Origin of the sequence: Uliginosibacterium sp. 31-12 (genome assembly GCF_030548425.1) — a bacterium.
Lineage (GTDB): Bacteria > Pseudomonadota > Gammaproteobacteria > Burkholderiales > Rhodocyclaceae > Uliginosibacterium > Uliginosibacterium aquaticum.
In genome coordinates, this window is sequence record NZ_JAUOOA010000009.1 from 194,618 (window position 1) to 212,175 (window position 17,558).

Sequence of the window (17,558 nt, forward strand, 5' to 3'; positions counted from 1 at the left end):
TATGCTGCGTTATTTTCTGGCCGCACTGGCTTTGATGCTGGTGTTTGAAGGCCTAGTCCCCCTGTGCGCGCCGGCTGCCTGGCGCGCCACCTTCCAGCGCATTACCCGCTGGGCAGACGGGCAGATCCGCTTTGCGGGCATGCTCTCTCTGCTCACCGGGGCGCTGCTCTTCATCCTGGTTTACTGATTCCTATGGCTTTGCCACGCTGGGCGCTGCCCGAATATTTTGCGGACGTGCTGCCGGTCGAGGCGCAGGGCATTGAGCACCTGCGCCGCGTTCTGCTGGATGAGTTCCGCCTCAACGGCTATCAGCTCGTGATTCCGCCGACGGTCGAGTATCTGGACTCGCTGGTGTCCGGTACAGGGCGTGACATGGATGACTCCATGTTCAAGTTCGTCGACCAAATCTCCGGTCGCACGATGGCTTTACGCGCCGATACCACGCCGCAGGTCACGCGGATCGATGCCCATTTGCTGAATCGTCAGGGCGTGACCCGCCTGTGCTACTGCGGACCTGTGGTGAATGTGCTGCCGCGTTCAATGACTGCATCGCGTGAGCCGCTGCAGATCGGCGCCGAGCTGTACGGCCACGACGGAATCGAGGCTGATGTTGAAGTGTTGCGTCTTCTGGCGCGCACGCTGGCGCTGTCCGGTGCTCGCGCCAGCCGTATCGACGTGGGGCATGTAGGCCTGTTCCGTGCCCTGGCTGAATTGGCGGGGCTGGATCGTGAGGCAGAAGAAGTGCTCTTTGGCATCCTGCAGGCCAAGGATGTACCGGCGCTGCGTGATTTTACCGCCACCATGGCTGAGCCTGCGCGCTCCGGTTTGCTTGCCTTGCCGGGGCTGTATGGTGATGCCAATGTGCTGCTGCGCGCACGTGATGTGTTGCCGGACGTTGCCGGTGTGCACGCCGCGCTTGATGAGTTGCTGCACTTGGCCCGTCAGCTGGGGGATCTGCCGCTGAGCTTCGATCTTGCGGATTTGCGCGGTTATCACTACCACACTGGGTTGATGTTCGCGGCCTACTGCGGCGCATCACCGACTGCGGTTGCTTTGGGTGGTCGCTATAACGAAGTGGGGCGTGCCTTTGGCCGCGCCCGTCCGGCGACAGGTTTCAGCCTCGATTTGCGCGAGCTTGCTGCGCTTGGGGCAGGCGTCGGTATGTTGGGCGCCATTCTTGCCCCTCTGGATAATTCGGCTGAGCTGGCAGCGTGCGTGAGCGCGCTGCGTGCCGGAGGGGAGGTCGTGATGCAGGAGTTGCCGGGGCATACGGGCTCGTGGCGTGAGGCGGGCTGTGATCGCCGCATTGTTTTGAAGGATGGCGCCTGGTGCGTCGCCGCTCTGGAAGACTGAGGAAGAATCAAATGGCAAAGAACGTAGTGGTCGTCGGCACGCAGTGGGGCGATGAAGGCAAGGGCAAGATCGTCGACTGGCTGACTGACCATGCGCAGGGCGTGGTGCGTTTTCAGGGTGGTCACAATGCTGGCCACACGCTGGTGATCGGTGACAAGGAGTACAAGCTCAATCTCGTGCCCTCGGGCATCGTGCGCGAGGGTGTGCAGTGCTACATCGGTAACGGCGTGGTGCTGGATATCCATCACCTGCTTTCCGAAATCGCGATTCTTGAGAAGGATGGTATCGAGGTGCGCTCGCGCCTGAAGGTCAGCCCTGGCTGTCCGCTGATCCTGGCTTACCACTCGGCGCTGGACAAGGCGCGTGAGGCCAAGAAGTGCGCGGCCGACAAGATTGGCACGACCGGCAAGGGAATTGGCCCGACTTACGCCGACAAGGTTGCACGTCGCGCCCTGCGCGTCTATGACCTGTTCAATCCGGAGCGCTTTGCCTCCAAGCTGCGCGAAGTGCTGGACTATCACAACTTTGTGCTGACCCAGTATCTGGGCGCCGAGCCTGTGGACTTCCAGACCGTGTTTGATCAGGCCATGAAGGACGCCGAGGCCATTCGCCCGATGGTGTCCGACATTTCCGACGATCTGTACGCCGCCAACAAGGCAGGCCAGAACCTGCTCTTTGAGGGTGCCCAGGGCACCTTGCTGGACATCGACCATGGCACCTATCCGTTCGTGACCTCGTCGAACTGCGTCTCTGGTCAGGCGGCTGCCGGTGCGGGCGTCGGTCCGGGCATGCTGCACTACGTGCTGGGCATCACCAAAGCCTATTGCACCCGTGTGGGTGGTGGTCCTTTCCCGAGCGAGCTGGATATCGAGACCAAGGGCACGCCGGGCGAGCAGATGTCGACCGTGGGTCGCGAGTTCGGCACGGTGACCGGGCGCAAGCGTCGCTGCGGCTGGTTTGATGCGGCAGCGCTGCGTCGTTCGGCGCGCATTAACGGGCTGACTGGTCTGTGCATCACCAAACTGGATGTGCTGGATGGTCTGGATGAACTGAAGATCTGCACAGGCTACATGCTGCACGGCAAGAAGATTGAGCTGCTGCCGATCGGCGCGGACGATGTGGCCGCCTGCGAACCGATCTATGAAAGCATGCCGGGCTGGAAGAGCACGACCTTCCGCGTGAAGCGCTGGGAAGAGCTGCCGGTGGAGGCGCAGAACTATCTGAACCGCCTTGAAGAAGTCTGCGAAGTGCCGATCGCGATCGTGTCGACCGGCCCGGAGCGTGATGAAACAATCCTCAAGCAGCATCCGTTTGCTGCCTGATCAAAAAAGAAAAGGCCGGCGTTCCCGCCGGCCTTTAACATTCTGCAATTCAGATTCAACCCGATTTTTAATTCATACCGACGAGTAACATTTGACGCAACATTACGCATCCGGCGCACAAAAGAAAAAAGCCAGCTCGATGAGCTGGCTTTCCTCTGCGAATCTGGTGCCCAGGAGAGGACTCGAACCTCCACACCTTGCGGCACTAGTACCTGAAACTAGCGCGTCTACCAATTTCGCCACCTGGGCAATTCACTGCAGAAGCAGCGAAGACCGGCATTATAGAGAACTGAACGAATGAGTCAACAGGAGAACAAGAAAAACATGAAAAAACCCCGTGTATCCAAAATCCGCCGCGCCGATCCCTTCTTTACGCGTGAGGCAGAGAAGTACGAATTCCCGCTGCCGTCGCGCGAGTACATCGAGCAGATCCTTGAGCAGGCCGGCTGCCCGCTGTCCGGCGAAGAGCTGGCGACAGAACTGGAGATCCTGCCCGAGGAGAGCGAACACTTCGCTCGCCGCCTGGGCGCCATGGAGCGTGCCGGCCAGTTGATGCGCAATCGGCGTGGCAGTTACATCCTGCCGGACAAGGCCGACCTCATGGGCGGCCGCGTTGAAGGCCATCCGGATGGCTTCGGCTTCCTGGTGCCGGACGATGGCAGCCCCGATCTCTTCCTCGGCCCGCGCGCGATGCGTGAAGTGCTGCATGGCGATCGGGCGCTGGTGCGCGTGATCGGTGTGGATCAGCGCGGTCGTCGCGAAGCCAAGATCATCGAAATTCTGGAGCGCGCGAATACCCGTCTGGTGGGCCGCGTGAAGGTCGAGGCGGGTGTCGCCATGGTGCTGCCGGAAAACCGGCGGATCAGCCAGGGCATCCTGTTGGCGCCCGGCGGCAAGATCAAGCCCAAGGCTGGACAGGTGGTGACGGTTGATCTCCTTCAGCAGCCCACCCAGCACAGCCAGCCGATCGGCCAGATCATCGAAACCTTGGGCAACTATGCCGATGACGGCATGGAGATCGAAATCGCGCTGCGCAAGCACGACCTGCCTTTCGAGTTTTCGGAAGAGGTGAAGGCGGAGGCCAAGAAGCTGCCGGATGTGGTGCGCAAGAAAGACTGGAACTGGGAGGGGGGCGTGCGCGAGGACATCCGCCACCTGCCACTGGTGACCATTGATGGTGAGACGGCCAAGGATTTCGATGACGCCGTGTACTGCGCGAAAGATGGCCGTGGTTATCGTCTGCTGGTGGCGATTGCCGACGTGAGTCATTACGTGACCCCTGGATCGGCGCTGGACAGCGAAGGGCTGGAGCGCGGTAACTCGGTGTATTTCCCGCGCCGGGTGATTCCGATGCTGCCGGAGAAAATCTCCAACGGCTTGTGCTCGCTGAATCCGCAGGTGGAGCGCCTGTGCATGGTGTGCGACATGTCGATCAACGCCACCGGCGCGATCAAGGCCTATCGCTTCTATCCGGCGGTGATGTACTCGCACGCTCGCCTGACTTACAACAAGGTTGCGGCAATGCTTTACGGTGATGCAGAAGGCCGCAAGGATGAAGCCTTGCTGGCTGAGCATGCGCCGCTTGTGCCGCATCTGGAAACGCTCGATGTACTGTTCCGCATCCTTCTCAAGGCCCGTGCCAAGCGTGGTGCCATCGAATTCGAGACGGTCGAGACCAAGATGGTTTTCGATGCTGAAGGCAAGATCGAGCGCATCGTGCCGGAGGCGCGCAATGATGCGCACCGTGTGATCGAAGAGTGCATGCTGGCGGCCAACGTCTGTGCCTCCGAGTTTCTGCAGAAGCACAAGCATCCGGCCTTGTACCGGGTGCATGAGAGCCCGACCGTCGAGAAGCTTGAAAAGCTGCGCGAATTCCTCGCTGAGTTCGGGCTCGGTCTGGGCGGTGGCGAGTCTCCGCGGGCGGCAGATTTCGCCAAGGTGGTCGACAAGATCAAGGAGCGTCCGGACGTCCAGCTGATCCAGACGGTGATGCTGCGCTCCATGCAGCAGGCGGTGTATAGCCCGGAGAATGTTGGCCACTTCGGTCTTGCCTACGACGCCTACACCCACTTCACTTCACCAATCCGGCGCTATCCGGACTTGCTGGTGCATCGTGCGATCAAGGCGGTGCTGTGCGGGAGCAAATACCAGCCCGCCAGCGGCCCGGTCGAGCTGCTCAAGGACACGCGCCGTAAAAAAGGTGGTAAGCAGCCAGACGAGGCTTTTGCTCGGGCAGCACGTGAGGCGGAGAAGAAGCGCGCCTCTGCAGCCAAGAACGGTATTTGGGAAGACATCGGCGTGCATTGCTCGCAGACCGAGCGGCGCGCCGACGAGGCCAGTCGCGATGTCGAAACCTGGCTCAAGTGCTATTACATGCAGGATCGGATCGGTGAGCAGTACGACGGCGTAGTTACGTCGGTCACCTCTTTTGGTATCTTCGTGACCCTTGACGATCTGTTCGTCGAAGGTCTGGTGCATATCTCCGATCTCGGGGCGGACTATTTCCACTACGACGAAGCCCGTCATGCCCTGGTTGGTGAGCGTAGCGGACAGCAGTTCCGTCTCTCGGACCGGGTCAGTGTTGAGCTCGTGCGGGTGGATCTGGAAACGCGCAAGATCGATTTCCGGCTGATTGAGGGCGTGGCACGCGCCACCGAACGCGTCGGTAAGACCGCGCGTGAGCGGGAGCGTCAGGTGGAACCGCAGCAGGCCGAGCGGCAGGTGCCGGAGGTTGTGCCAGCGCGTAAGCCCGCCCGCCCGGCCAAGCCCAAAGCGGTTGTGCCGGAGCTTGTCAGTGAGGACGAACCGGTGAGCTGGCGTGATCTGGCAGGCGTGCCGTCCTCTCCGCTGGAGAGTGTGAAATCCGTGCTGCTGGGCGGCTCTGGCAAGCGTAGTACGGCAGCCAGGCCTGCGTCGGCAGAGCGCAATACGAATTCAGGTGCCGGCCGCGGCACCGCTACTGCCAACAAGAAAGGAAGCCGTCGTGGCTGAGTCGCGTTTCATTCATGGGTTTCATGCCGTCGCTGCCAAGCTGCGGGTTGATCCGGAATCCATCCTCGAAATCCATGTTGCCGCCCAGCGCGGTGATGCGCGTGCGCGTGATCTGCTGGCCAAGGCCGAAGCGGCCAAGGTGCGGATCATTCCGACCGATGCTGCCCGGCTTGATGGCATGGCCGGCACGCATCGCCACCAGGGTGTGGTGGCAAAGATTGATCCGCGCCACAAGGTGCTGCACCTCTCGGACATTCTTGAAGACCTGACCGAAAATGCCCTGATCCTGGTACTGGATGGCATCACCGATCCGCACAACCTGGGTGCCTGCCTGCGTGTGGCGGATGCGGCCGGCGTGCATGCGGTGATTGCGCCGAAGGATCGTGCGGTGGGCCTGAATGCCACGGCGATCAAGGTGGCGAGCGGCGCCGCGGATACCGTGCCTTACATCGTTGTGACGAATCTGGCGAGGACGCTCCGCGAGTTGCAGGACGCCGGCGTGTGGTGCATCGGCGCGGCGGGCGAAGCGACGAAGACGGTCTACGAAATCGACCAGAAGGGGCCGGTGGCTTGGGTGCTCGGTGCTGAGGGCGATGGCCTGCGCCGCCTCACCCGCGAGACCTGTGACGAACTGGCGAAGATCCCGATGCATGGCTCGGTCGAAAGCCTCAATGTGTCGGTTGCTTCTGGTATCTGCCTGTTCGAGGCGCGGCGGCAGAGGGGCGCTTAAGCCGGGAATTCTTCGGCTGTGAGCAAAAGAAAGCCGCCACGGACTGAATCCGGGCGGCTTTTTTTGCGTAGAGAAGGGGCTCAGCGCTCGAGTTTGGGCGGATATTTTTTCGCGTTCAGCTCAATCTTGTTGCGTACGGCTGCATCCAGATCGATGCCCAGTACCATGGCCAGGCGCATCAGATACAGGAAGACATCAGCCACTTCCTGGCGTACGTGCTCAGCTTTCTCGCTCTCCATGATCGTCGCGGCTTCAGCGTCAGTTCGCCACTGGAAAATCTCGGCCAGTTCGCCGACTTCGCCGGTCAGTGCGAGGATCAGGTTGCGCGGATTGTGGTACTGATCCCAGTCGCGGACACGGGCGAATTCGGTCAGTACGGACTCCAGCCTTGCCGTATCAAGGACTCGCGACTCAGAAGGTGTAGCCAATTTGCAGCTCCTCGGGTTCCAGGCGCTCAAGCAGGCGCAGCAGGGGTTTCAGTTCGCGATAACGTCGGCAGGTAGCTTTCAGATAGAGCATCACCAGCGGCATGTCTTTCAGATAACCGTCCTTGCCGTCGCGATGATAGAGGCGGGCAAAAATGCCCAGCACCTTGATGTGGCGCTGGGCGCCCATGAATTCGTAGTCGCGATGGAAATCGTTGAAGTCCGGCCGCACCGGCAGGCCGAGTTGGCGACCGATTTCCCAGTAGCGCACCAGCCAGTCCAACGTTTGTTCTTCGTCCCGGTGGATGTAGGCATCCTTGAATAGCGAGGCCAAGTCGTAGGTGAGCGGGCCATACACGGCATCCTGGAAGTCCAGTACGCCCGGATTGGGGCTGGAGGCCATCAGGTTGCGGCAGTGGTAGTCACGATGTACGAAGACTTGAGGCTCGGCGAGGTTGACCGCCATGATGGTTTCGAAAACCTTCAGTAGCTCGGCCATTTCTGCGTCGCTAAGACTCACGCCCTTGTGGCGGCCCACATACCATTCCGGGAACAGCATCAGTTCGCGCAAGAGCAGGGCGTGATCGTATTCGGGCAGCACGCCGGGGCGGCTGGCGCGCTGGATGGCCGCCAGGGCGCCGAGTGCGTCGGCATACAGTTCGTTGGCATTGGCTGGGGTGAGCGCTGAGAGGTAAGTGTTGCCGCCCAGATCGGAGAGCAGCAGGAAGCCTTGCTCCAGATCCTCGGCGAAAACCTCAGGCACATGCACGCCGGCGTCGTGGAAAAGACGCGCTACCTTAAGATAGGGGCGACAGTCCTCATGGCTGGGCGGCGCATCCATGACAATGTGGGTGCTGCCATCCTCGAGCGTGGCCCGAAAGTAGCGGCGAAAGCTGGCGTCGGCCGAGGCCGGGGCAAGGCTGAAGCGCTTGCCGGGCAGGCATTTCTCCAACCAGGCGTGAATTTGTTGCAGACGTTCCAAGTGAAGGCTCCGGTGCTGGTGCTGTGCTCATGTAAAATGCCCGGCAATCTTAGCAAACCCGCCCGGCTCTCCTTGCCGGATTCTTTGATCTGCTGCAGCAAGGCTTTCATGGAACGAACCCGAGTCATGCATCAGGACCTGCCCCTCCGGCGCCAGCTGGTGATCGCTGTGTGGGCGGCCATGCCCTTGCTGGCCAACGCACAGACCGCGTCGACCCCCGAAGCCCGACCCAGTACCACCGTACTGCGTCCGGTCATCGAGCCTGGCGCAACCCAATCCACCCCGGGCAGTACCCGTATCGACGCCGAGAAGATCGATGGTGTGGACCAGGTGCGGTTGAATGCCACCAACAACGTGCGCCTGCAACGCGACAATCTGCTGCTGAACAGTGATCGCCTGTTGTTCGATCAAGTCAGCAACGAGGTGTTTGCAGAAGGCAACGTCAAGCTCAAGCGTGGCGATGACGAGATCGAAGGGCCGAAAGCCCGGGTGAATCTGGACACTCTCTTTGGTGAGTTCGAGACGCCGTCCTATGTTCTTCAGCGGCAGCGGAAAGTGTCGGCCTCGAGTGGCCGCAACGCTCAGTCTGATGGACCGGTCACGCAGATCGTACGTGGCACAGGCCAGGCTGACCAGCTCATGCTGGAGGGCGAGAACCAGTACCGCATGAAGAATGCGACCTATACCACCTGCCCGGCACCAGACCCCTCCTGGTATCTGCGCATGAGCGATCTGGATCTCGATTTCGATCGCGACAAGGGCGAGGCTACACACAGCTCACTGGTCTTCAAGGGCGTGCCGATCGCATATGCGCCGTGGATGGACTTTCCTTTGTCCGGCGGGCGCCAGTCCGGCATCCTGCCGCCAACCATCGGCGCCACCAGCAATACGGGCTTTGATGCCTACCTGCCGTATTACTTCAATCTTGCCCCCAATTACGATGCCACCTTCGCGCCGCGCTGGATGAGCAAGCGTGGCCTGCAACTGGCGGGTGAAGGGCGCTACCTGACGGGAGTCAGTACCGGCACACTCAAGGCAGAAGTCCTGCCGGAGGACAAGGAAGACAAGACCAGCCGCTCGCTGGCCAGCTGGCGTCACAATCAGAATCTGGGCAATGGTTTCACCGCCGACGTGGATGCCACGCGGGTATCCGATCGCACCTACTTTGATGATCTGAGTTCCCGTGTCACGGCAACTTCGCAATCCACCCTCTTGCAGCAGGCTACGCTCGGCTACAACAGCGGATCCTGGCTGTCCGGCAACCTGCTGGTGCAGCGCTATCAGGTTCTGGAGGGGGCGTCTCCCTATAACCGCCAGCCCTCTCTCTCCTTGACGGCACGCCAGCCGGATTTCCACGGCTTCGCCTTCACCCTGCCGATGGAGTACACCAGTTTTTCGCACTCCACGCCGGTGCCGGGAACGACCCAGACCCAGCCGGACGGTCGCCGCACCGTGGCCTATCCGCAAGTGTCCTACCCGATGGAGAGCTCGTCCTCTTTCGTAATCCCGAAAATGGGCCTGCATGCCACGCGTTACAACGTGGACCGCACGACCACCGATGGTCAGGCGGCCATGCGGCGCCAGGTGCCGATCATGTCGCTTGATTCCGGCCTGATCTTCGAGCGCGACACCCAGATCGGCGATACGGCCCAGGTCCAGACCCTTGAGCCGCGCCTCTACTATGTGAAGGCTGCCTATCGCGACCAGACTGACATTCCGGTTTTCGATACGGCTAGGGCGGACTTCAACTTTGCGCAGATCTTCTCCGAGAACACCTACTCGGGGAGCGACCGGATCGCGGATTCCAACCAGCTGACCGCCGGTGTGCAGTCGCGCATGATCGATGCCTCCAGTGGTGAGGAGTGGTTGCGCGCCGCGCTGGCCCAGCGTTACTACTTCGCGGATCAGCGTGTTTCCCTGCCGGGTGAAACCCTGCGCACCGGCAGCACGGCCAACCTGCTTGGCGGTGTGGCGGGCCGGGTGCATAGCGATCTGTGGGCCGAAACCGTGCTCCAGTACGATCCGCGCGTAGGGCTGTGGGAGCGCGCGGTGACTGGCTTGCGTTACCAGCCCGGGTTGTCCAAGGCCCTGTCGGCGAGCTACCGCTATCAGCGTGACCAGTTCCGCAGTGTTGATGTGTCCGGCCAGTGGCCCCTGTGGGGCGGCTGGTATGGCGTGGGCCGCTATGATCGCAACCTGCGCGATCACCGCACCAGCGAGATCATCGCCGGCCTGGAGTACAAGGCCGATTGCTGGGTCTTCCGCACGGTCTGGCAATCGCTGGTCACCAACGAGAATGAGAAGAACACCTCGATCTTCCTGCAGATCGAATTCAACGGTCTGGCCTCTGTGGGGTCAAACCCGGTCAACCTGCTCAAGCGTAGCGTGAGCGGTTATGGCAAGATCAACGATCCCGGCGTGGGCGACCCCAAGTTCGGGGATTGATGCCCGCCTGAACCCGATTTCCTGAGCATGTCCGGAACCCCCATGAAGAAGTCCATGTTTCGAGCCGCATTGGCTCTCGTCCTGCTGCCCTTGTGCGTGCAGGCTGCCGAACTCGACCGCGTGGTCGCAGTGGTGAATGACGAAGTCGTGCTGGCCTCCGAACTGCGTGCCCGTATTCAACAGGTGGAGCGCCAGCTTGCCGGGCAGGGCACGCCGAAGCCTGCTGCCTCGCAACTGCGCTCGCAGGTGCTCGATCGCATCGTGATGGAGCGCTTGCAACTGCAGATGGCCAAGCAGCGTGGTCTCAGTGTGGATGACGTCACACTGGATCGCTCGCTGCAACGGATCGCCGAGCAGAACAAGATTGCGCCGGCCGAACTGAGCAAGGCTGTGACCAAGGAAGGGCTGGACTGGCAACAGTTCCGCGAAAACATCCGCAACGAAATCGTCATGGCGCGCCTCCGTGAGCGTGAGGTGGATGCGACGATCACTGTGACGGATGCTGAAGTGGCTGCCGTGCTGCAAGCCACGGCGCAGGAAGCCAAGGGCCAGGAATACCAGCTGACCCACATACTGCTGCGCGCGCCGGAAGCGGCAACCCCCGAACAATGGATGGCGCTGGGTAAGAAGGCGGAAGAAGTCATGCGCCAGATCCGTGCCGGTGAAGACTTTCGCAAGCTCGCCGCCACCTACTCCAATGCCCAGGATGCAATGCAGGGCGGCCTGATTGACTGGCGCAGTATTGAAAGCCTGCCGCCCCTGTTTGCCGACCGAATGGCCGAAATGCAGAAGGGCGACGTGAGCAAGATCCTGCGCAGCCCGGTAGGCCTGCACATCTTCAAGCTGCTGGATGTGCGCGCCAAGGCTGAAGCCAAGGTCGAGGTGGAGCAGACCCACGCACGTCACATCCTGATCCGTACCACCGACGTGGTCGGCGAAGCCCAGGCCATTCACCGCCTCGAAGATCTGGCCGAGCGCATCCGCAACGGCACCGATTTCGCAGAAATGGCCAAGGTTCACTCCTCCGATCTGACCTCTGCCAAGGGCGGCGATCTGGGCTGGCTGAACGCTGGCGAAACCGTGCCGGAGTTCGATCGCGCCATGAATGCCCTCAAGCCGGGCGAACTCAGTGGCGTGGTGGCCAGCCCCTTCGGCTGGCACCTGATCCAGGTGCTCGAGCGCCGCAAGATGGACGTCACCGCTGACCAGCGCAAGTTTGCCGCGCGTCAGGCGGTGCGCGAGCGCAAGATTGGCGATGCTGCTGAAGAGTGGCTGCGCCAGGTGCGTGATACTGCCTACGTCGAAATCAAGCCCGAATAAGTTTCAAGGGGTCGTTTGCATGGCATCGAAACGCCCCGTGATCGTGATCACCTCCGGCGAGCCCGCCGGGGTGGGGCCTGAGCTCTGCGCAGCGCTGGCGCAGCGCGAGTGGCCGGTACGCATTGTGGTGATCGGTGATCAGGCCCTGCTCGCGGAACGCTGCCCTGGCATCGCCTGGCAGCCTTACACTGCCTGCGTTGAACCCGTAGCGCGTGGGCTCGAAGTGCTGCATGTGCCGCTTGCCACGCCTGCCGTGGCTGGTCAGCTAAATGTGAGCAATGCCCGCTATGTGCTGCAGACCCTCGATTGCGCCATCGCCGGCTGCATCAGTGGCGAGTTCGCCGCCATGGTCACCGCGCCCGTGCAGAAAAGCGTCATCAATGACGCAGGCATTCCCTTCTCCGGCCATACCGAATACCTCGCCGAACGCACCGGTACGCCGCGCGTCGTGATGATGCTGGCCGGGCAGTACGGCTCCGAGCCACGTCCGTGGATGCGGGTGGCGCTCGCCAGTACCCATCTCGCACTCAAGGATGTGCCGGCTTTCGTCAGCGCAGAAGAGCTTGAAGCCGTGCTGCGCATCCTGCACACCGATCTGCGCGACAAGTTTGGGCTCGCGAAGCCGCGCATTCTCGTTGCCGGCCTCAATCCACATGCGGGCGAGGGCGGTCACATGGGGCGTGAAGAGATCGACATCCTCAATCCGGTGCTCGAGCGCCTGCGCGCCGAAGGCATGCAACTCATCGGACCGCTGCCGGCTGACACCTTGTTCACCCCGCGCCAGCTCGCGCGTGGCGATGCCGTGCTCGCCATGTATCACGACCAGGGCTTGCCGGTGCTCAAGTTCGCCACCTTTGGCGGCGGCATCAACATCACCCTGGGCCTGCCCATCATCCGTACTTCGGTGGATCACGGCACCGCTCTCGACCTTGCCGGCAGCGGCCTTGCCGATCCGGGCAGCCTGTTTGCCGCGGTCGATTGCGCGCTGGCGATGATTGCCACGCAACCCTGAACCCGTCATGAAACACCTGCTCTCACTTGCCAGCCTCCTGTTGCTGGCCGCCTGTACTTTCGGCAACACCCGCCCCGAGCCTGAAGTGCCGCGCCCGGTGGCGTCTGCGCCGGTTGCCGTCGTGATGCCACAGCCCAAGCCGCGCCCCAAGGTGGCGATCGCGCTCGGCGGCGGGGCTGCGCGTGGCTTCGCCCATATTGGCGTGATCAAGGCGCTCGAAACCCAGGGCATCGTGCCGGATATCGTTGTCGGCACCAGTGCTGGCAGCGCGGTGGGCGCGCTGTATGCCGCCGGGAACGATGCCTTCGCGCTGCAGAAGCTCGCCTTCCAGATGGACGAAAGCGCCCTCACGGACTGGGCCATTTTCGAGCGTGGCTTCCTCAAGGGCGAAGCGCTGGAGAAATTCATCAACCAGCAAGTGGCCGGCCGGCCGATCGAAGGCCTCAAGCGCAAGTTCGCGGCGGTGGCCACCGATCTTGCCGAAGGTCAGCCAGCGGTATTCGTGACTGGCAACGTGGGCACCGCTGTGCGCGCCTCGTCCGCAGTGCCGGGCGTGTTTTCGCCGGTCGTGATCCGCAGCAAGGAATACGTCGATGGCGGCCTTACCAGCCCGGTGCCGGTGCGCGCCGCACGCCAGCTCGGTGCCGATATCGTGATCGCGGTCGACATCTCCGGTCGTCCCTCCGGCAAACGCAATCAAGGCAGCGTGGACATCCTGCTCGACACCATCTCCATCATGGGCGTGAGCATCGGCGGCTTCGAATTGCGCGATGCCGACGTGGTGATCCGCCCGGATACCAGCGGCCTGCCGCTCGCCAACTTCCAGCAACGCCACGAAGCCATCCTGCGCGGCGAGCAGGCCGGCTTCGCAGCGGTACCGAAGATCAAGGAAAAGATCGCCGCGCGAATGTAGGGATCGGGCGCCACGTGGGGGGATGCGGCTGAAGCCGCACCTACAGAACGCGTCGAGCCCTTGTATGCGGCTAAAGCCGCACCTACGAAATGCATAGGGCCCGGGGTGGAGTGGGCTTTGCTGCTGAGCCTGGCTGCCGCACAACTACGGCCTGTAGCGTCGGGCAGGGTAGAATCCCGCCCTGATCACCAAGGATTTCCAATGCCTCAAGGCCATATCGCCCGCAAACGCTTCGGGCAGAACTTCCTCTCTGACCCCAACATCATCCGCCAGATCATCACGGCGATTGCGCCCAAAAAGGGCGAGCACATCGTCGAGATCGGGCCGGGCCTGGGTGCTATCACCGTGCCACTGCAGGCGGGGTGTGGTCATCTGCATGTGGTCGAGATCGATCGTGATCTGATTGCCCGGCTCAAGGAAACCTGGTCGCCGGCGCAGATCACCATCCATGAAGGCGACGCACTCAAGTTCGATTTCAGCACCTTGCCGGCACCGCTGCGGGTCGTCGGCAATCTGCCCTACAACATCTCCACGCCGCTGTTGTTCCACTTCGCCAGCTATGCCGAGCGCGTACGCGACATGACCTTCATGCTGCAGAAGGAAGTCGTCGACCGCATGGTGGCTGAGCCTGATACCGAAGCCTACGGCCGCCTCTCGGTGATGCTGCAATACCGCTTCAGCATGGCCAGCCTGTTCGATGTGCCGCCCACCGCTTTCAAGCCGGCGCCCAAGGTCACCTCGGCCATCGTGTACATGCAGCCCAAGCCCGCCAGCGAATGCGCCTGTCGCGATGAAGCCCTGCTCGGGCGCATCGTGACCGCCGCCTTCGGCCAGCGCCGCAAGACGCTGCGCAACACCTTGCGCGAGCTATGTTCGGACGAAGATTTTGTCGCGCTGGGCATCAACCCACAGGCGCGCGGCGAAACCCTCGGCGTAGCCGAATACGTGCGCATGGCCGACTACCTCTCCGCTCGCGCGGAATCAGCCGGCGCGTGAAATAGTTCCAATCCTTTTGCGGCACAGCGTGGCATTCTCCAGACCAACAATCCGGGGAAACACCCACAATGAGAACCGCAGCCTCCTTCTCCTGGCTGGGGCAGGAAGATAGTCTTCGCAGCCGCTATCCCCTCGTCGGGATCGTCGAAACCCTGCTCGGCCCCAGCATCGCCGTGCTCAGTCTGGCCGCCAGCGTAGCCTGGTTCGGCCAGAGCTTCGACCGCCATTATCTGGCGCTCTCGCTGATGACCTTCCTGCTGCTCTTCCCGGGCATCCTGCGCATCTCCGAAGACCGCTGGCGCATGGCCGGCAAAGCCGCGCTGGCCTGGCTCACGCTGTGTTTCACGCTGCTCGTGTTCGGCCACACCACCGGCTATCTGCATTACTACCATCAGGGCGTGATCGCGGTCTGGCAGGTCGGCACCTTGCTTGCCTTGCTGCTCGCTCACGAAGCCGCCCGCCAGATGCTCAAGCGCGTACTCGCCAGCAACCAGCGCAGCGCTGTGATCATTGGCGGCAACGATACGGGCGTTGAGCTCGCCCGCCATTTCGAAACCGACCGCTACGCCGGCATTCGTTTTCGCGGCTTCTTCGATGATCGTCCCCGCGAACGCATGAGCCCGCGCTCCGCAGATCTCCCGCTGCTCGGCACCGTCAGCGAGCTGGGGCAATTCGTCAAGGCCCAGGGTATCGACCAGATCTACATCGCCCTGCCCATGGCCTCCCAGCCACGCATCCTCGCGCTGCTCGATCAGCTCAAGGACACCACCGCCAGCATCTACTTTGCGCCAGACCTCTTCGTCACCGACCTCATCCAGGGCCGTGTCGAGCAGATCGGCGGCATGCCCGTTGTCGCCGTGTGCGACACCCCCTTCCGGGGCATGAATGGCGTGATCAAACGTCTGGAAGACGTGATCCTCTCATCCATCATCCTCGTCCTGATTTCGCCGGTGCTGCTTGCCTGCGCGATTGCCGTGAAGCTCTCCTCTCCTGGCCCGATCATCTTCAAGCAGCGCCGTTACGGCCTGGATGGCAAGGAAGTGCTGGTCTACAAATTTCGCTCCATGACGGCCACCGACAACGGCTCGGTCGTCAAGCAAGCCACCAAGAACGACGCCCGCATCACCCGGGTCGGCGCCTTCCTGCGCAAAACCTCGCTCGACGAACTCCCCCAGTTCATCAATGCCCTGCAGGGCCGCATGAGCATCGTTGGTCCGCGCCCGCACGCCGTGGCCCACAACGAGGAATACCGCAAGCTCATCAAGGGCTATATGGTCCGCCACAAAGTGCGGCCCGGCATCACCGGCTGGGCGCAGGTCAATGGCGCGCGGGGAGAAACCGACACGCTCGAGAAAATGGAGCGTCGCATCGTTCTCGATCTCCACTACCTGCGGCACTGGTCGCTCGCGCTGGATCTCAAGATCATCCTGCGTACGGTAGGCCTCATGGCCAAGGACGAAACCGCCTACTGAACACCACGGTTTCGACCTTCTAGGGCCGGCTTCAGCCGGCGGGGCCCGAGGTGGAGTGGGTTTATGCGGCTGAAGCCGCACCTACGGAGGTCACGGGGCCGGTGGGTAGGGGGTTTGTAGGGCCGGCTTCAGCCGGCGGGGCTCGAGGTGCAGGGGGCATGCGGCTGAAGCCGCACCTACAGCGGTCATCGGGCCGGTGGTTGGGGGGGGAGGGCCGGCTTCAGCCGGCGGGGCCTGGGGTGGAGTGGGTTTATGCGGCTAAAGCCGCACCTACGGAGGTCACCGGGCCGGTGGGTAGGGGTTTGTAGGGCCGGCTTCAGCCGGCGGGGCCTGAGGTGGAGTGGGTTTATGCGGCTGAAGCCGCACCTACAGAACGCGTTGGGCCATTGTTTGCGGCCCAAACCGCACCTACGAAAACCACCGCACTTGCGCAGGTAATCTAGGGTGCAAGGCGAATGTGAAATGCCTGTCCGTCACAGAGCCAGGGCATGATATTTGCATCGTACACTCCACCTCTCTTGCCCTCATGCCATCTGCTGTGCTCACACTCATGCCCAAATTCCTTCGCCTACTTGCCACCTTGGCAGCTCTGGCAATTGTCCTCGGGCTTTTCATCGGCGGGGCTCAGCCCTATGCCGTTGGGCTCTTCACTCCACCGTGGGATAAGGTCGCCCATGCCACCGTCTTCGCAGGTTTTGCCTTCATCCTGCATGCCGGCATTGGCTGGCGCTGGGGTTGGGCCGTACTCGCCGCGCTCGCCCTGGGCTCAGCGGACGAACTGCACCAGATCTTCCTGCCAGGCCGCCAGGCAGGATTCGACGATCTTGCTGCTGATCTCATCGGCGCTGCGCTTGGAGTCCTCCTGGCGAGCATCCTCAAGCAACAGATCCGGGCGCGGCTGTAGGGCCGGCTTCGGCCAGCGGGGCCCGGGGTGGAGTGGGTTTATGCGGCTAAAGCCGCACCTACAGAATGCGCCGGGCCCTTGTTTGCGGCCCAAGCCGCACTTCTTTGGCCCCGCCCCTGTGGGTGTAGCTGTTTTGCGGTGAGCTGGGGGCCTGTACTTTCCTCCCGTCTGCTCGTGTTCGCCGAAAGGTCTTATGCCTTACACCCATCTACGCAAAGGGCGTGTTTCCGAAGCGGGGCGCGTTTATCTCGTCACCACGGTTACTGAATCACGACGACCTGTGTTTGCCGATTTTCAATCCGCCCGGATAGTCGTACGAACCCTGAAAACCTTGCATGAGCAAGCTTTGGTCAATTCGCTTGCGTGGGTAGTAATGCCAGATCATCTGCACTGGCTCTTCGAACTGAGTCAGGAAGTTGAATTGAGCGATGTAATCCGGCACCTGAAGGGCCGGAGTGCAAGGGAAATCAATGCCACCCATGGCACCCGCCTGTGGCCCGCCTCGCGCGAAACCTACCCCAAGCAGCTGCTGCCGCTGACGGGCCCTGAATCCCTGCTGCAGATCACCGCGCGCCGCCTCGAAGGCTTTGCCGCCGAGATTGCCAAGCCGATCGTCGTCACCAACGAAGAGCACCGCTTCATCATCGCCGAGCAGATGCGCCAGATCGGCAAAGGTTCAGACCGCATCGTGCT

15 protein-coding genes and 1 tRNA gene are annotated in these 17,558 nt (G+C 62.1%); 13 read left to right on the forward strand and 3 right to left on the reverse strand.

Translation table 11 applies throughout. The features are described from left to right. Position 1: 1 nt before the first annotated feature. The 3 genes from Q3Y64_RS16705 to Q3Y64_RS16715 are packed head-to-tail and all read left to right on the forward strand — an operon-like array spanning position 2 to position 2,675. The gene (locus Q3Y64_RS16705) at positions 2-187 is read left to right on the forward strand and encodes a DUF2065 domain-containing protein (RefSeq protein WP_101941571.1); all 186 of its coding nucleotides are present in this window, start codon (positions 2-4) and stop codon (positions 185-187) included. 5 nt (positions 188-192) lie between these two features. Continuing rightward, a complete protein-coding gene (locus tag Q3Y64_RS16710; RefSeq protein ID WP_303563548.1) occupies positions 193-1,353 on the forward strand; it encodes an ATP phosphoribosyltransferase regulatory subunit in 1,161 nt (386 codons plus the stop codon). A gap of 11 nt (positions 1,354-1,364) precedes the next feature. After that, positions 1,365-2,675 (forward strand): adenylosuccinate synthase, encoded by a 1,311-nt coding sequence (locus Q3Y64_RS16715; protein ID WP_303563550.1) that lies wholly within the window; start codon positions 1,365-1,367, stop codon positions 2,673-2,675. Between the two features lie 164 nt (positions 2,676-2,839). Here Q3Y64_RS16715 and Q3Y64_RS16720 read toward each other — a convergent pair. Beyond that, positions 2,840-2,924 (reverse strand) — tRNA-Leu (locus Q3Y64_RS16720). Positions 2,925-2,999: 75 nt separating this feature from the next. Between Q3Y64_RS16720 and rnr the strand changes: the two genes are divergently transcribed. Continuing rightward, positions 3,000-5,666, forward strand: coding sequence for a ribonuclease R (gene rnr, locus Q3Y64_RS16725; protein ID WP_303563553.1), 2,667 nt, complete (start codon positions 3,000-3,002; stop codon positions 5,664-5,666). Continuing rightward, complete coding sequence (gene rlmB / locus Q3Y64_RS16730; protein ID WP_101941567.1) at positions 5,659-6,396, forward strand: 23S rRNA (guanosine(2251)-2'-O)-methyltransferase RlmB; 738 nt, start codon at positions 5,659-5,661, stop codon at positions 6,394-6,396. Before rnr ends, rlmB begins: the two co-directional genes overlap by 8 nt. Positions 6,397-6,476: 80 nt before the next feature. Here rlmB and Q3Y64_RS16735 read toward each other — a convergent pair whose 3' ends face one another. Together Q3Y64_RS16735 and Q3Y64_RS16740 are read right to left on the reverse strand one after the other, a co-directional pair. Further along, a complete protein-coding gene (locus tag Q3Y64_RS16735; protein ID WP_303563556.1) occupies positions 6,477-6,824 on the reverse strand; it encodes a nucleotide pyrophosphohydrolase in 348 nt (115 codons plus the stop codon). Further along, entirely contained in the window at positions 6,808-7,803 is a 996-nt protein-coding gene (locus Q3Y64_RS16740; RefSeq protein ID WP_303563558.1) for an aminoglycoside phosphotransferase family protein, read from the reverse strand. Before Q3Y64_RS16740 ends, Q3Y64_RS16735 begins: the two co-directional genes overlap by 17 nt. A gap of 108 nt (positions 7,804-7,911) precedes the next feature. Here Q3Y64_RS16740 and Q3Y64_RS16745 point away from each other — a divergent pair, with 108 nt between their 5' ends. The 8 genes from Q3Y64_RS16745 to Q3Y64_RS16780 form a co-directional block, all read left to right on the forward strand. Beyond that, a complete protein-coding gene (locus Q3Y64_RS16745) occupies positions 7,912-10,248 on the forward strand; it encodes an LPS-assembly protein LptD (RefSeq protein WP_303563559.1) in 2,337 nt (778 codons plus the stop codon). A gap of 42 nt (positions 10,249-10,290) precedes the next feature. Then, positions 10,291-11,568: a peptidylprolyl isomerase gene (locus Q3Y64_RS16750; protein WP_303563561.1), complete on the forward strand. Its 1,278-nt coding sequence runs from the start codon at positions 10,291-10,293 to the stop codon at positions 11,566-11,568. A 19-nt stretch (positions 11,569-11,587) separates the two neighbouring features. After that, positions 11,588-12,580 (forward strand): 4-hydroxythreonine-4-phosphate dehydrogenase PdxA, encoded by a 993-nt coding sequence (gene pdxA, locus Q3Y64_RS16755; protein ID WP_303563563.1) that lies wholly within the window; start codon positions 11,588-11,590, stop codon positions 12,578-12,580. Positions 12,581-12,587: 7 nt separating this feature from the next. Then, positions 12,588-13,493, forward strand: coding sequence for a patatin-like phospholipase family protein (locus Q3Y64_RS16760; RefSeq protein ID WP_101941561.1), 906 nt, complete (start codon positions 12,588-12,590; stop codon positions 13,491-13,493). Between the two features lie 201 nt (positions 13,494-13,694). Then, a complete protein-coding gene (gene rsmA, locus Q3Y64_RS16765; RefSeq protein ID WP_101941560.1) occupies positions 13,695-14,489 on the forward strand; it encodes a 16S rRNA (adenine(1518)-N(6)/adenine(1519)-N(6))-dimethyltransferase RsmA in 795 nt (264 codons plus the stop codon). Between the two features lie 68 nt (positions 14,490-14,557). Beyond that, positions 14,558-15,961 carry an undecaprenyl-phosphate glucose phosphotransferase gene (locus Q3Y64_RS16770; protein ID WP_303563567.1) on the forward strand — a complete coding sequence of 468 codons (1,404 nt, stop codon included), beginning with the start codon at positions 14,558-14,560 and terminating at the stop codon, positions 15,959-15,961. A gap of 550 nt (positions 15,962-16,511) precedes the next feature. Further along, on the forward strand, positions 16,512-16,865 hold the full coding sequence (locus Q3Y64_RS16775; protein WP_303563570.1) for a VanZ family protein: 354 nt from the start codon (positions 16,512-16,514) through the stop codon (positions 16,863-16,865). Between the two features lie 193 nt (positions 16,866-17,058). Then, the coding region (locus Q3Y64_RS16780) for a transposase (RefSeq protein ID WP_303563572.1) at positions 17,059-17,558 on the forward strand (500 nt) is incomplete at its 3' end.